Source organism: Deltaproteobacteria bacterium (assembly GCA_021737785.1).
GTDB lineage: Bacteria > Desulfobacterota > DSM-4660 > Desulfatiglandales > Desulfatiglandaceae > AUK324.
Genome location: JAIPDI010000001.1, coordinates 180348 through 195917, shown reverse-complemented (window position 1 = coordinate 195917; position 15570 = coordinate 180348). Strand labels below are relative to the sequence as shown.

Here is a 15570-nt window from a genome sequence, read left to right as displayed (position 1 = left end):
TGTGCTCACTGCTGAACCGCTTTTGGCCGAGTTTCGTCGAGCGTGATCCGCCCTAAGAAGGCCTGGCTAGGAATCCCCGCGCTTTGAACGGGAAACCATGAATCTTTGAACCCAATCTGCATAGAAAGAAAGAGAGGCAACCGAATATGGCATTTCCAGCACATTACAAGTACATCGTCATCGGTGCGGGGATCCATGGGCTCAGCACCGCCTGGCACCTGGCAAAAGAACTGAAAGGCGGGAGGTCCGGCTCCGGGAAGGATGTCCTGGTCATAGACAAGTCTGCCATCGGGGCCGGGGCATCCGGCATAGCGTGCGGCGTCATCCGAAACAACTATTTCCAACCGGCCATGCGGGAACTTATGGCCCATAGTGTGGGTCTGTGGGAGGAGGATCAAGAAGCCTATGGATACTATCCGATCGGATACATGCAGATATCCTATGAGGCCATGCACGAGGATGTGGCGCGGATTTACAGTCAGCAAAAAGCCATCGGATATCCCTCCGAGTTCGTGGAAGGGGAAAAGGACTGCATGAAGTATATGCGGGATAATGTGTTCCACGACTGGCAGGCCCAGAACATCACGTCCGTCTTACATGAAAAAAAAGGCGGCTATGCCCACAACACCCAATCTCTGTACAGGCTGGCAGACAAGGCCGAAGCGGAAGGGGTGCGGATTCTCACAGGAGTGGGGGTCACGGGTCTCAAAACAGACGGGGGTTCTGTAACCGCCGTGGAGACCGTAAAGGGGAGCATTGATTGCGAGTTCCTGATCATAGGACCGGGGCCCTGGGCCCAGACATTCTGGAATATGCTCGATCTCCCTTCCCGGATTGTTGTTCGGGATAAAGACGGCGTCATCCACGAAAATGTAAAGATGTGGACCTACTGGTGTCTTGTGGAAGGCACCCTGGGAGTCGACCCGGACTTCGGCAATGATAACCTGGGCAATCTACCCCCGGTTATCCATGTGGACACGGATGCACCCCTTTATTCCAGTGAAGACGGATCACTAATTACTGACGAACCGTGGGGAATTTATTACAAGCCGGACTGCCGTTTTGGTGGCATCCAGGGTGGTTCGGCGCCCTATGTGGTGGAAGGCGATCCGGATGTGGATCCCTATGGCATTGATTCCCCCGATTTTGTGGTGGGACCGGAATTCGTTCATATGTGGACATCTGCTCTGGCCCATTGTCAAAAACGCTACGAGGATAAGTACCGCTATTACAAGGATGAGCCCTCCGGGGGTCTGGGCTGCTTTACGCCTGACAATTTTCCTGTTTTTGATGTATTCAGGCAGAATTGTTACATGATTCTCGACTCCAATCACGGCTACAAGATGATCGGCGTGGGTCAATTGGTGGCCAAAGAGGTTCTGGGGCGGAAGCAGAGGCTGCTGGAACCTTTCCGATTTGACCGTTATGAAAAGGGCGGGTTGCATCCGGTATCCCACAGCCCGTTTCCGTGGAGTTGAGGATGGATTGCGCCCAGGACCTTCAGATCCGATGAGCCAGGCACCACCTCCACAATCCCATCCACGTCCAAGCCTCTTTCCCGAAGCGCTCTCACAAAGACAAAATCGCAGTGTTCATCGGCAGAAGGGTCAGCGTCTGAGGATTCAACTGCCGGTTGCGTTTTCTAAATGAGAATTGTTCATGGAGCTCATGGCCGGAAATGTCCGGAGGCAGGTTCCTGAAGAGGGTTTAAAAATGGAAAACAGGTAATATCTTGAAAGGTCGGCGCATAAGTGATAAAGTTTTGACCCGGAAATATAGAGAGGTTATGCAAAATGAGACAAAAGGAATATCGTTTTGAGCAGGGGCCGATACGGCCGCCCAACGAGGCGCGGAGTCTTCTTCTGCGGGTGACCCGAAACTGCCCATGGAACCAGTGTCGATTCTGCCCGGTCTATAAAGGGCGGAAATTTTCCCTCCGCACAGTGGACGAGATCAAGGCAGACATTCTGACCGTACGGGATATCGTGGATGATATCCGGGCGATTTCATGGAATCTGGGATACAGCGGAGCTGTCAATGACGCGGTGATCAATTCCATCCTTGGCAACGGCGGTCGCAGCGACGCCTATCGGAGCGTTGCCATCTGGCTCTATTACGGGACAGGCGCCTGTTTTCTCCAGGATGCGGACAACATGGTCATGAAGACCAGCGACCTGGTGGAGGTCCTCAAGTTCCTGCGACAGACACTGCCGGAGATCATACGCGTCACCACCTATTCCCGATCGCGTTCGGTGGTGCGCAAGTCGGTGGCGTCGTTGACGGAAATACGTCAGGCCGGTCTGGACAGGATCCATATCGGACTCGAAACCGCCTATGACCCGCTGCTCAAGCTGATGAAGAAGGGGGTCACGGGTGCCCAGCACATAGAGGCCGGACAGAAGGTCCTGGCAGCGGGGATGGAACTCTCGGAATATGTGATGCCCGGACTGGGGGGGCAGGAGATGTGGCGGGAGCACGCCCTGGCCACTGCAAAGGCCTTAAATCAGATCAATCCCCATTTTATCCGGCTCAGAAGCCTGCGGATCCCCAGCCGGGTTCCCTTGTACGAGAGTCTCATGGACGGGACGTTCACCATGCAGACCGACGACATGATCGCAGAGGAGATAAAGCTCTTTATCGAGACGCTGGACGGGATTACCAGCATGGTGACCAGCGACCATATCATGAACCTCCTGGAGGAGGTCTCGGGCAAGTTGCCGGAAGACAAGGAAAAGATGCTGGACGTGGTCCGGCGATATCAGGATCTTTCAGATATGGACCGGCTCATCTACCGGCTGGGAAGGCGAGGGGGGACGTACGGCTCGACCGATGACCTGAAACACGATCCCATCACCTATGGAAAGCTCAAGGGTCTGTTGCAGGATATCGAGGCCAAAGAGGGGATGACGGGGGTCGAAAAGCTGATTACCGACATGGTGGACCGGTATGTGTAGAATTAAGAATTAAGAATGAGGAATTCAGGATTTGGGGTTAACGTAATGGCGTATTATCCGATATTTCTGCAGCTTGAAGGGATGGCGGGCCTTGTGGTGGGGGGCGGGGGCGTGGCCCGGAGAAAGGTGGAGACCCTCCTGGCATTCGGGGCAAAGGTCTCTATCGTCAGCAGGGAGCTGGCTCCGGAACTCAACCGGTTGATTGAAAATGGTAAAATACAGTTTTTAGGCGAGGAGATGGAGGATCGCTTTTTCGATGATGTCTCTCTGGTGATCGCGGCCACAGATGACATGGAATTCAATCACCGGGTCAGCGAGGGGGCCCGCCGCAGGGGACTTCTGATCAATGCCGTGGACCAGCCTGCCGATTGCACCTTTATTGTCCCGTCCATTGTCCGGAAGGGAGATCTCATGATCGCCATATCCACCTCCGGGAAGAGCCCGGCCCTTTCCAAAAAGATCCGCAAAAGGCTCGAGACCCAGTTCGGGGACGAGTATGCGGACTTTCTCAACCTGATGGGCGACCTGCGCAAGAGGCTCTTGGCCAAGGGACTCCCCCAGGAGGAGAACAGCCGGATATTTCACGAGATGGTTGAGAGCAACCTTATCGAGGCCCTGGCTCAAGGGGACAGGGAGACCATCGCCGCAACCCTCAGACGGATCCTTCCGGCGGATATGGATATGGGATGCATTACGGGGAGGATTGCATAAACATATGTTATCACACAGAGCCGCGCCGAGTGAAACATGCAGATAGAGGTTTCACTGGGCAAGCAGCGCCCACAGAGAAGAAGACCACCAGATGTATGGGGTCAAAAAACTTTGTGTCTTCGCGTCCTTGTGTGAGTCCCGCCTTGGCGGGATTGATTCCGGTTTGTCCGGGTTAGGATTCCCATGATATCGCCCTGGTTCAGCCTGGCCCTTGGCCTCTACCTCCTGGCGGCAGGCGGATTTACGGTATTTATCATCAAACAGCAGAAATGGGCCTTCAGGTGTTCCTACTGGATTCTGGTGGCCGGATTTGTGTTCCATACGCTGTTTTTGGGATATGGCTACTATCAATTGGGGACGGCCCCGGTCCTGGATCTCAGGTCGGCACTCTCGTTCTTTGCATGGACTCTTGCGGGTGTTTATCTCATTGTGCAGGCCCGGTTCAAGTTGAGGGTCCTGGGGTCATTTGTCGCGCCTCTGGCGGCCTTCCTGATGATCATCTCTTCGGCCATGCCCTGGACCGCGGGACCGGTAAAGCCCCTTTTCAAGAGCATCTGGCTCACGATCCATGTGGGGACCGTGTTTATAGGGGATGCGCTCCTGGCTATCGCGTTTCTGGCAGCCGTCATGTACCTGATCCAGGAACGGCAGATCAAACAGAAGCGTCTGGGTTCCATGTACAGCCGGCTCCCTTCTCTGGCCACGCTCGACGCCATCAATTATAATTCCATCGTCTACGGGTTTCCATTCCTGACCCTCGGCATGATTACCGGATCGATTTATGCCCAGGTTGCCCTGGGGCGCTACTGGCAGTGGGACCCCAAGGAGGTGTGGTCCCTGATCTCCTGGTTGTTCTATGCGGCCCTTCTTCACCAGAGGCTTGCCGTAGGGTGGCAGGGTCGACGGGCGGCCGTTATGTCGATTGTCTGTTTCGGCGTATTGATTTTTACCTTTGTGGGGGCCAGTCTCCTGATGGGGGGATATCACAGTTTCAGCAGCATGGGGGCGCGGTGAGCACCATGCTCAAAATTATCGACATCGGGATGAATCATGAGACTGCCCCTGTTGATTTGAGAGAGTGTCTCGGTGGAGATGCGGACAACACCCGAGAGGTCTTGACCCGGATGCGCAATCTGGAGGTTGTCCGGGAAGGGCTTTTCCTCTCTACATGCAACCGGGTGGAGGCCCTGTTCGTAGTCGATGAGGCAGACGCGGCCAAGGAATCGGTTATTACACTAATGGCCGAACTGGGCGGGGTCAATATCCAGGACCTTGTGCCGTGCCTCTATGCCCTGGAAGATATGAATGCGGTCAGGCATATCTTTAATGTAGCCTCGAGCCTTGACTCTATGGTGGTGGGAGAGCCGCAGATCCTGGGCCAGATCAAAGAGGCCTATGCCCTGGCCACCAGGGAAAAGACTTCCGGAGTTATCCTCAACCGGCTGATGCACAGGGCCTTTCATGTGGCAAAACGGGTGAGATCCGAGACCGGGATCTGCGGGGCCGCGGTCTCCATCAGTTATGCGGCCGTTGAACTGGCCAAGAAGATCTTTCACGTGTTGGAGGGGAAAAAGGTCCTCCTTGTGGGGGCCGGCGAAATGGCGGAACTGGCGGCCAGACACCTCCTGACGAACGGCGTCAGTTCCCTCATCGTGGCCAACAGGACCTTTGAACGGGCGGTTGAGGTGGCAGGGAATTTCAATGGCAAGGCGGTCTCCTTTGAGGAAATCGATTCAGAACTTCTGAACGTGGACATTGTGATCACCTCCACCGCCTCCAAGGAATATGTCATCACCCAGGGGCAGGTGAAAAAATGTCTCAGGAAACGGCGCAACCGCCCCCTCTTCTTTATTGATATTGCGGTTCCGAGAGATGTTCAGCCGGAAGTCAATGACCTGACCAATGTTTATCTCTATGATATCGACGACCTCAGGGGCGTGGTTGCGCTGAACATGGCGCAGCGGAAGGAAGAGGCGGTAAAAGCCGGACGCATCGTCGAGGAAGAGATCGGCAAATTTGAAAAATGGCTCAAGACGCTGGCCGTGGTTCCCACGATCGTTTCGTTGCGTGACAAGGCGGAATCGATTATTCAGGCGGAATTCGCCAAGAGCCGTTCTGCCCTGGATCAGCTCACGCCGATCCAGCACGAGGCCGTAGAAACCCTCACCCGATCCATCGTCGAAAAGGTGCTGAATGATCCGATCGTCTTCTTGAAGGCAAAGGCAGGACGATCAACGCTGAACACCTATCTGGATTTGACAAAAAGGTTGTTTCGATTAAATGGGATGGACTCGGATAGGACTGGAGAGGCAGAACATCGGGATTCGGGAATTGAGGCATTTAGGAATTCAGGGGTTGAGGAATTCAAGGATTGAGGGATTCAGGAATTTATTTGATACCCCGCTGCTTGCGGCGGGGTAGTTCATTTATTTCACATTATTTTTACCAAAAAGGAGGATGCCATGGACCTGACCGGAATGATTCAAGCCATGAAGAAACACTCCCTTTATCCGGATATGGGGATGATCGCAACCCATCTGGGCGTGGTGAGGGCGACCTCTCTGAGCGGGGACCGGGTGAATGCCATCGAAATCGAGTTCGATGAGGATGAAATCAAAAAAATCGCCGATGAAACAAAGAAAATGCCGGGTATCGTGGACGTGTTGATTGAGACGGCGGAGCCCGGACGATTGACCGTCGGTGACGACATCATGGCCGTGGTCGTAGGGGGAGACACCCGGGAACATGTGTTTCCTGCCCTGATCGATACCGTGGACCGGATCAAGAAACGCGGCGCCAGTAAGAGGGAATATATCGCCATCTAAGCCGGATGCTGGATACCGGACCCCGGGGATCAATTTTGGTCACATTAGCTCACTTTAGGTGCTTATCGCCAGGTTTTCTGTCGCGAAAAACAAGAAGATGATTGTGAGAGGGTGACGTCTTTAATTTGGAATAATGGAAGTATGGAATGATGGAATAATGGGTTTAAGGAAAAAACCTTTCCTGGGCGATCCAGGTTCCTTTCCAACCTTCCATTATTCCAGTATTCCAACATTCCAATATTCCATTATTCCAACCGGGAAGAGGATTTTAAATTTTAACCGATAACTTGGAGATGACAGAACATGGGCATGGTGGATGTCACAGAGAAACCGGTGGTCCGGCGCCAGGCAGAGGCCGGAGGGAGGATTCATCTGGCCTCGGGTACGCTTCGGAAGATAGCGGGGGGGGAGATCAAAAAGGGCGATCCGTTTCTGGTGGCTGAGGTGGCTGCCATGAATGCGGCAAAGCAGACCCATCTCTTGATTCCCCACTGTCATCAGATACCGCTGGACACGGTAAAGGTGGGATTTGAAATCATTGATGACGGGGTGGAGGTCCGATGTCTTGTCCGAGCCCAGGCCCGGACAGGGGTTGAAATGGAGGCCCTGGTAGGGGTCAGCATTGCATTAAATACCGTATGGGATATGGTCAAATATCTTGAAAAAGACGAGCGGGGACAATACCCCGGGACCCTGATGACCGATATCCGGGTGATACGAAAAGAAAAAGGCGGACAAAATGACTAGATGGATTATTGGTTTTGGTATAAGTCTATGCATATTCGTAGGTTCGGTCCCTTGCCGGGCTGAGAAGGCCTATGTACTGAATCCCACTAAGATTACCTTGCGAAGCGGTCCGGGCACCCAGGAAAAGATCCTGGCCATGCTCCCCCAGGATGAGCCCGTCGAGATCCTGGATTCCCAGGAGGGGTGGAGCCGTGTCCGGCTCCTGGGACCCAAATGGGACAATAAGGAAGGCTGGGTGGTGAGCGGATTTCTGGTTTCGCGTGTCCCGGGGGAAATCCGGGCCGCGTCCTTGGAAAAGGAAAATGCAAGGCTTAAAGAGAAATCAACCCGTCTCGAGGCGGAATGGCAAACCCTGACCGATGAACGAAAGGAGATGGGAAGAAAGCTGGAGGAAACCGAGCGGGCGTTGGCCGATATACAGGAGAAATACAGGACCCTGAAAGAGGAGGCCGGTGAATTCCTGCAACTCAAAGAGAAGTATGACATTGCACAAGAGAGGATGCAGGATGCCCTTGCGACCGCGAAAGAACTGAGCAAGGAAAACGAAACGCTCAAGTCCTCCCAGCGGAATACATGGTTTCTCACGGGGGGCGCAGTGATGCTGGTGGGCCTCATCTTCGGTCTTGTCCTGGGAAAGAGAGAGAAAAGGCGGAAATCGAGTTATTATTAAGGGATAAGGCGTGAGGCGCAAGGCGTGAGGTGTGAGGAGGGACCCGCAGGCATGGGGGGTAATTCATTCGGAACCGATTCAGGCAACGCTCCCACATGCGAAATTATCACCATCGGGAGTGAGTTGCTGTTAGGCCAGATTGAAGACACCAATACGGTCTATCTGGCCCGTGAAATGTCCGGCCTGGGTATTGCCGTCCGCTTCAGGACAACGGTGGGCGACCGGATGGATGAAATGCAGAAGGTGATCCGTTCTGCGGCCGGCCGGTGCGATCTGGTGATCACCACAGGGGGTCTTGGACCGACGCTGGATGATCTGACCCGGGAGGCGGTGTGCTCAGTGGCCGGGGTGGATCTCGAATACCGGCAGACCCTCATGGACGAGATCGTGGGGATGTTTCGTCGATACGGCTATGAAATGCCTGAAAACAACCGGAGACAGGCCTATGTCCCGGCCGGCAGCATCGCCATATCCAACCCGGTGGGCACGGCCCCCGCGTTTATTACGCAGATCGCGCAACGACCGGTCATTTGCCTCCCCGGGGTCCCGAGGGAACTCAGGTACCTCATGACCCACGAGGTGTTGCCCTGGATCCGGAACCGGTTTAATCTTCTGGACCACCGGGTCAGCTATCAGGTGTTGAAGGTGGTGGGCCTGGGGGAAAGCGGGGTGGACAGGCTGATTCAGGACCTCATTAAACCGGGCGAGAACCCTGAAGTGGGGCTCCTGGCGGCTCAGGGGGAGATCAAGATCCGGATTGCGGCGGTGGCGGCCGGAGATAAGGCGGTAGCCGCCTTGATTGATCCGGTGGCGGCCGAGATCCGGTCCCGACTGGGGAGTAAGATCTTCGGCCAGGGCGACGACACCCTTGAAGGTGTGATCCATTCGCTGCTGCGCCTGAGAGGGCTTACCCTGGCCCTCCTGGAGACCTTTACCGGCGGGCTGGCAGCAGAACGGCTTTTTGCCGTCCCCGGGTCGCGGCTGCGCCAGAGCTGCGTTATCCCGGATCCGGGACGTGTGGCGGAATATCTCGGTCAGGACCGGGTCGTTGCCGGACCGGAATCCGCCCTGGACCTGGCCCACCGGGTGAGGGAGAAGGGCGGAGCGGATGTGGGTCTTGCAATTTTGGGGTTTGTTGAAGAAAATCAGGGCACCCATCCTGTGGTGAAAGGGTGCGCAGCGGCCGCAGGCGAGGGGATCGCCAAGACCTTTTCGTGGGAAATGGGGGGTGATCCTTTGACCCTGCGGACAAGAGGCGCGGTGATCGGGCTCAACACCTTGCGGCTTGCGGTGTTGGAAGGAATCTCATAACCGGCCGGACCGGTGCGGTCCGGTTAGGGGATAGACCCGTTACTGTCACGGAGGTTTCATGTGGGGCATGCCAGGGTAGGGGTTCTGGTTGGGGTTCTCGTTATGTATGTAACTGCCTGTGCCACACCTCCGCACAGGGTGGAAATGGATAGTGTCACGCTCTCAGACGCGGTAATAGAGAAACGTATCCGTTACATTGAGGAGCGGCTGGACGCACACAAACGCCATGGCGAGATATGGTACTGGTCCTGGATGGTCGTCAACAGCGGGGCCGTGGTGGGCCTCAGCCTGGCCGCAGGGCTCACCGACGAAACCTCTGACCGTGTCAATTTTGCCTCCCAGGCCGGGCTGGCGGGCCTCGGCGTAGCGGATCTCCTTTTCCGGCCGTTAGAGGCACGTTACGGGGCCGATCCGATCCGCGGGATGCCGGAGGAGACCCGCGCTGAAAAACTGGCCAAACTGGGTGCGGCAGAGGACCTCCTGTATGGGAACGCTGTTCGGGCAACGGAGCGACATGACTGGGTCTACCATCTTGTGAACCTGGTATTGAATGCCGGGGTGGGTGTGGCCACCGGCGCCGCCGGAGATGCCACGGCCGGGGCCATCAGCGCGGGGTCCGGTTTTCTGGGCGGTGAGATCTATATCCTGGCCCAACCGGCCGGGCCCGAGGAGGACTGGGAAAAATATCAGGCGATGGTTCTGGACCGTTCGGCGAAAAGGGTGTCATTTTCTCTTCAGCCGTGTGACCTGGGCCTGATGATGCGTGTGCGGTGGTGAAGAACCGAGACTCTGGTTGGAGACAACTTTTTTCAACTAAAGAACGGCAAAGGCCTCGACCGGTTTGCTCTTTCCTTTTACGGATACATTTTCCAATCGTTTCAATGAAACGGCCTTGCGCTCTTCAGGGTCCAGGCAGGCATGGGTCGTCGCCGATATGATCATATCGGTCCCTGCTTTTCTGGTCAAGGACTGAAGTCTCGAAGCCAGGTTGATGGTATCCCCCACCAGGAGATAGGACAACCGGTCCGGGCTCCCGATATTGGCGGCAAGGGCCTCCCCTGTATGGATGCCGATGCCGTGCCGCAGGCTGGGCCAGCCCTTTTCTTCAAACTGCCTGTTGAGCCCCGTCAGCCGGCGTCTCATCTTCAACCCTGCCCTGAAGGCCCGCACAGCATGGTCCTCTCGATAGATCGGGGCCCCGAAAACCGCATAGATCTCGTCGCCGATGAACTGAAGAACCAGCCCTCCCTCTTCCTTAATGGCCTCGGCCATCTCCTTGAAGTAGGCGTTCATGAGTTGGATGACCAGTTTGGGATCGTTCTGTTCTGTCATGGGGGTAAAGTCTCTCAGGTCGGAAAAGAGGATGGTCACCTCCTTTTTTTCGCCGTCCAAAGGGGTGCGGCCGGAGAGGACCTCGTCTCTCACCTCTTCGGCCACATACTTGCCGAACGTATCCTTGATCAGGTCCCGCTCGTTCAACCCGTCGGTCATGTCGTTGATGGAATCACCGGTATAGCCGATCTCGTCATTGGATGTCACCCGGACCTTTTTGTCAAAGTGCCCGTTCCGGACCTTCTGGAGGACCCGGATGATGTCCTCCAGCGGCCGTTTCAAATTGCCGCTCACCAGGTAGGCCAGCCAGATGCCGACGAGCATAAACAGGATGGCGTTGATGAAGAGGGTGGACCGCAACTCCGCCAGAATCTGCGTCGCATCTCCGCCACTGTGAAGCGTTCCTGCGGCAATATTGAGAATGGCAAAGAAGGGGACCAGATTGGCGGCGAAGATAAGGGCGCCGATGCGCGTGCTGATACGGATGCGGAGGGTTTTGGGGGTCATATAGAGGCCGCCTTGGGGGAAGAAGTGCGGCACCAGTACCCGCTGGAGGACGTGCTCCAGGACGAAAAATGCGACGGCCGTCGTGATTAAACCGATAAAAAGGCTCATGAAAAAAGGCTGACGGATGACGGCATGCGGGGCGCCGGAGATCCACAGGCCTGAGGGATATACAATCCCGGCCAGCAGCCACATCCCGAAATCGATAGCGATGAGGACGAAAGGCTCGTTGAGCAGCCTGCGCCGTGCCCGGCTCAGGCTCTCAAAGGAGACTTCGTGGCCTCTCTGTTCTTGATTAATGTGCCTGCGTATGGGGTGTTCGTACCATATGACCAGGATGACCGGCACGATGAACGCGAATGGCTGAAAAATCATGTGAACGATTCGCATCACGTTCTGAGCCTCGGATAACACGGAGGAAAGCCCTGTACGCTGTATCAGGAAGAGGACCACGACCACCCCGACGGCGTTGGAGATGATATTGGCAAAGAGCATCCTGTTTTTGAGGCGGAAGGATTCTCTCCGGGTCATGCCTGTCATATCGGAACCTTTCTTTCGATGCCCGTCAGGGTTGCCGGGTCTGTGCGCGTCTGATTCATGGGGCCCACCCGGATCTGGCCCTTCAGCGCGGGGGCCGTTTCTCCGGGTTTCGTCCCGACACGTGCGCCTTGTGACCCTTCCCCTGGCCCCCCATGGGCTTCCACCCATCGCGATCATGTCTGAGGGGAAGAAGTAAAGCTTACCCAATTTAACGATGCGCCGTCAAGACGTATCGTTGAATCGTCTTTCTGTTTTGTCTTGACGCATATTGTCAAGTTCCATATGGTTATTTGAGTCTATGTGGAGGAAAGGGGGCGTCATGATCGGGAAGACAATCGATCAGCTGAGGATTGGTGAAACAGCTGAATTTGGAAAAACCATCTCGGAATCGGACATTTATCTTTATGCGGGGATCACCGGCGATTTCAACCCGGCACACCTCAATGAAGTCTATGCCGAAAAGACCTATTTCAAGACCCGGATCGCCCAGGGCATGCTGACGGCCGGGTTTATTTCAGGACTGCTGGGCGTGAGCCTGCCTGGACCGGGGACCATCTATATCCGGCAGGAACTCGATTTTCTGGCGCCCGTTCATATCGGCGACACCATTACCGCCAGGGTGGAGATCATCGAGATCATGGATCAGAAGAACCGCGTAACGGTGCGAACCACCTGTGTCAATCAGGACGGGACCATGGTTCTGGAGGGTCGCGCCATTGTCAGTCCGCCCAAGGCGTCCAATGCCTGAGGCCTGAGCTCATTTGAATGGTCGAACAATCGCCCCAGGATATTAATCGACAGGACGATGAGAACCATATTAATGGAAAGGAACCACTCTTGACAGGGATACAGATGGAGTCATCCAGATGACAGTCTCGCCGCCTCCCGGTGAAGCATTTTTATCCTATGCAGAAAAGCTTTTTTCGATCTCACTCACCGATATCAAGGGAGTGATCAAAGACTTTCATGCTGAAATGGAGAAAGGGCTTCTCGGCCATGAGAGTTCCCTGAAGATGCTGCCTTCATATGTGGACAGACCCACGGGAAGTGAAAAGGGGCGATTCATCGCACTGGATCTGGGCGGCAGCAACTTTAGAGTGCTTGCAGTCGAACTTGACGGAAAAGGGGAGATAGATATCCTGGCCGTCAGTAAGTTTGCCATTCAGAAAAAAGTGATGCAAGGGACAGGAGTGCAGCTCTTTGATTTTATTGCCGGGTGTATTGACCTCTTTCTGGCCCGGAATAATATGGACAGAAAAAGGGCCTATGACCTCGCCTTTACCTTTTCCTTTCCTGTGGAACAGACGGATATTGCCGCAGGTGAGCTGATTGTCTGGACAAAAGGCTTTACGTCCACAGGTGTGGAAGGGAAGGACATCGTGACGCTCCTGAACCAGGCATTGAGGAGGAAGAGGATCCGTGACATCACCGTCACCGCCCTTGCCAATGATACGGTGGGCACTCTGATGGCCAGAGCTTATAAGGATCCTACCTGTGATCTGGGGGTTATACTGGGTACCGGAACAAACGCCTGTTACCGGGAAAAGCGATCCAATATCCGGAAGCTGAAAGGAGTACACCCTGAAGGGCATATGATCGTCAATATGGAATGGGGCAATTTTGATAAGGTCAGGCGGACATCCTACGATACCCGGTTGGATGAGGCTTCGGTCAATCCGGGCGCCATGTATTTTGAGAAGATGGTGTCCGGTATGTATCTGGGTGAAATCACCAGGCATGTTTTAGTCGATGCGATAGCGCGCGGCCTCATATTTTCAAACGCCCCCGGGGCCGTTGAGAGTTTCGGGGAAAGAGACAGCCTGAAGACAGAGCACATGTCCCTGATTGAAAGGGATGGAACAACAGATCTGCGCGAGGTGGAAGGATTTTTTAATACCAGGGGGATATCAAACGCCACGCTTGACGATAGAGCCTTCCTGAAACATGTGTGCCAATTGGTTGCCGCCAGATCGGCAAGGCTCAGCGCAGCGGCCGTTTCAGCGGTGATCGCCTGGATGGACCCGGAACCGAGGGAGGTGCACACAGTGGCCATAGACGGGTCCCTCTTTGAAAAATATCCCGGATTTGAAACCCGGATGACGGATGTCCTCAAGGAACTGTACGGCGAAACGGCTGAAAAAATAAGGCTGGTCCATTCCAAGGACGGATCCGGAAAGGGCGCAGCCGTCATGGCCGCCGTGGCCGCGTCTGCGGTAAAAGAGGAACCCATGCCCAATTCATAATCCCCTATCGACCTTTCCCATCCCCTGATGCCCCAATCCCGGATATGGACTTCCCCGTCAAAATGGGATGTCGTCCGGATTGCCCGGGGCGCCTGGAAAATCCTCCATGTCGTCAGCTGAAAATGAAGACAGGTCCTCGAATTCGAACGGGGCATCGATCACCTCCCTCTTTCTGAAGATCATGATTTCACCCCCGGCGTGATCAAGAAAGTCGGTGGACACGGTATACCCTTCGATCAGGAGGCTTTCATCAAAGCCCTCGCTGTCCAGCCATGACACGGCCTCCACAATGAACCCGCCTTTCAGACGGACAGGAGCGCCCCGGCGGATGAAGAAGTCGCCGGCGCTGCCGCCCTCGAGGGATTCTGCAAGGGGCGAATCCATAAGCCACGTGAGGATCTCTTTCTGTCGCTCATCTCCGGGCAGCATCTCTATGTCTATGGCATAGTCGTCATCTTCAAAGAAATCATAGTCTTCCATTCTTTCACCTCCCCATCTATGTTAATAAACGCCATTGATTTTCGGGATCTCACCAGTGGGGTTGATTACCGATCCGGGTTCCGACGACTTCGAGGGTATCCGACACCACCAGAAATACGTTCGGGTCGATGCCTCTGGCGATCTGTTTGAGCCTGGGCACTTCCCGGAAGCTGACCACAGTGTAAAGGAGCTGTATCTCTTCTCCCGTGAACCCTCCCCGGCCGTTCACATGGGTGACCCCCCTTTGAATCCGTTCCATGATCTCCCTGGAGATTTTTTCCCATTCACGGGAGATAATGAGGACGGTCCTCCTCTGGCTGAGACCCGTAACCACGAAATTGACGATAAAGGAATTTACATAAACGTATATAAGGGTATACAGCGCGCCTTCCAGTGAAATAAGAAAGGCGCCGACCATGAGAATGGCGCTGTTGAAGGTGAGGATGGTCGTGCCCAGTCGGATTGAAAAGCGCTTGAGCAGGATGACGGAGAGGATATCGAGTCCTCCTGCCGAACCGAGGGAACGCAGAATGGTCCCGGACCCGACCCCCATGAAGATGCCGGCGAGAATGCTGCTCAGGATCTTGTCCTGGATCGGGATGACCACCTGTGTCCACTGAAGGGCAGCCGTGAAAAAGAACATGCCCGCGATGCTGTAAAGGAAAAACCGGCGGCCAACGTACACCCACCCAAGGGCAAACAAGGGCACATTAAGGGCAAGATAGAGTAAAGACAGGGGGATGGAATCAAAGAGGTAATAAATCAGGATGGAAAGGCCTGTAAATCCCGCCCCGAAGAACTTCTGCGGAATCAGTATCCCGTTTACGGCGACACAGCAGATGACGCTCCCCGTTGCCATGAGAAAAAGATTCCAGATGATTTTTTTTGCAGGTTCCGCCATGGTTTTTAAAATTGATGCATTCGCAAAAAGTCGTCACCCCGTTGAAAAACGGGGTCCAGAGGTTTTGTAACTGATTGAATCCCGCTGTTGCGGGACTGGATTCCGGCTTTCGCCGGAATGACGAAAAATGACATTTCCTGATTTTTTACGAGACCATCAAAATTCATGTGTATAAATTGATCTTTCGCCCCTATTTATAACAGATCATCATCTGTTTTAAACCAAAAAAAGTCTTTCCCCCCGGTGGACTTATGCAAGGGAGGTCTCTTCAATTTACACGGAAAGTCGACTGCCCGATGAGTTGCCTCCTGTAAAATATATGGAAATTATTGGTCTTTGACAAGGGGTGGCT

Annotated in this window: 15 protein-coding genes; 12 read left to right on the top strand and 3 right to left on the bottom strand. The window is 54.7% G+C overall.

The window, feature by feature from the left end:
* Positions 1-146 precede the first annotated feature (146 nt).
* From K9N21_00990 to K9N21_00945, 10 genes are all read left to right on the top strand, one after another.
* Positions 147-1478: an FAD-binding oxidoreductase gene (locus K9N21_00990; protein MCF8142472.1), complete on the top strand. Its 1332-nt coding sequence runs from the start codon at positions 147-149 to the stop codon at positions 1476-1478.
* 315 nt (positions 1479-1793) lie between these two features.
* Positions 1794-2954 (top strand): radical SAM protein, encoded by a 1161-nt coding sequence (locus K9N21_00985; protein ID MCF8142471.1) that lies wholly within the window; start codon positions 1794-1796, stop codon positions 2952-2954.
* A gap of 45 nt (positions 2955-2999) precedes the next feature.
* Positions 3000-3665 (top strand): bifunctional precorrin-2 dehydrogenase/sirohydrochlorin ferrochelatase, encoded by a 666-nt coding sequence (locus K9N21_00980; protein ID MCF8142470.1) that lies wholly within the window; start codon positions 3000-3002, stop codon positions 3663-3665.
* A 183-nt stretch (positions 3666-3848) separates the two neighbouring features.
* Positions 3849-4679 (top strand): c-type cytochrome biogenesis protein CcsB, encoded by an 831-nt coding sequence (ccsB, locus tag K9N21_00975; GenBank protein ID MCF8142469.1) that lies wholly within the window; start codon positions 3849-3851, stop codon positions 4677-4679.
* A 5-nt stretch (positions 4680-4684) separates the two neighbouring features.
* Positions 4685-6040, top strand: a complete 1356-nt coding sequence (hemA, locus tag K9N21_00970; GenBank protein MCF8142468.1) for a glutamyl-tRNA reductase — start codon at positions 4685-4687, stop codon at positions 6038-6040.
* Positions 6041-6127: 87 nt separating this feature from the next.
* Positions 6128-6490, top strand: coding sequence for a molybdenum cofactor biosynthesis protein MoaE (locus K9N21_00965; protein MCF8142467.1), 363 nt, complete (start codon positions 6128-6130; stop codon positions 6488-6490).
* Between the two features lie 303 nt (positions 6491-6793).
* A complete protein-coding gene (gene moaC / locus K9N21_00960) occupies positions 6794-7237 on the top strand; it encodes a cyclic pyranopterin monophosphate synthase MoaC (protein MCF8142466.1) in 444 nt (147 codons plus the stop codon).
* Complete coding sequence (locus tag K9N21_00955) at positions 7230-7907, top strand: TIGR04211 family SH3 domain-containing protein (GenBank protein ID MCF8142465.1); 678 nt, start codon at positions 7230-7232, stop codon at positions 7905-7907. The genes moaC and K9N21_00955 overlap by 8 nt, the downstream gene beginning before the upstream one ends.
* 51 nt (positions 7908-7958) lie before the next feature.
* Positions 7959-9218: a CinA family nicotinamide mononucleotide deamidase-related protein gene (locus K9N21_00950; GenBank protein ID MCF8142464.1), complete on the top strand. Its 1260-nt coding sequence runs from the start codon at positions 7959-7961 to the stop codon at positions 9216-9218.
* A 144-nt stretch (positions 9219-9362) separates the two neighbouring features.
* Positions 9363-9995 (top strand): hypothetical protein, encoded by a 633-nt coding sequence (locus K9N21_00945; protein MCF8142463.1) that lies wholly within the window; start codon positions 9363-9365, stop codon positions 9993-9995.
* 36 nt (positions 9996-10031) lie between these two features.
* On the opposite strand, the gene K9N21_00940 is transcribed toward K9N21_00945, so the two are convergent.
* The gene (locus K9N21_00940; protein MCF8142462.1) at positions 10032-11594 is read right to left on the bottom strand and encodes a HAMP domain-containing protein; all 1563 of its coding nucleotides are present in this window, start codon (positions 11592-11594) and stop codon (positions 10032-10034) included.
* Positions 11595-11913: 319 nt separating this feature from the next.
* On the opposite strand from K9N21_00940, the gene K9N21_00935 reads away from it, so the two are divergent.
* Both K9N21_00935 and K9N21_00930 read left to right on the top strand, forming a co-directional pair.
* Positions 11914-12342 (top strand): MaoC family dehydratase, encoded by a 429-nt coding sequence (locus tag K9N21_00935; GenBank protein MCF8142461.1) that lies wholly within the window; start codon positions 11914-11916, stop codon positions 12340-12342.
* A 118-nt stretch (positions 12343-12460) separates the two neighbouring features.
* A complete protein-coding gene (locus tag K9N21_00930; GenBank protein ID MCF8142460.1) occupies positions 12461-13837 on the top strand; it encodes a hexokinase in 1377 nt (458 codons plus the stop codon).
* 57 nt (positions 13838-13894) lie between these two features.
* On the opposite strand, the gene K9N21_00925 is transcribed toward K9N21_00930, so the two are convergent.
* Together K9N21_00925 and K9N21_00920 are read right to left on the bottom strand one after the other, a co-directional pair.
* Positions 13895-14317, bottom strand: a complete 423-nt coding sequence (locus tag K9N21_00925; GenBank protein ID MCF8142459.1) for a hypothetical protein — start codon at positions 14315-14317, stop codon at positions 13895-13897.
* Positions 14318-14366: 49 nt separating this feature from the next.
* Positions 14367-15218: a YitT family protein gene (locus K9N21_00920; GenBank protein ID MCF8142458.1), complete on the bottom strand. Its 852-nt coding sequence runs from the start codon at positions 15216-15218 to the stop codon at positions 14367-14369.
* Positions 15219-15570: the final 352 nt, after the last annotated feature.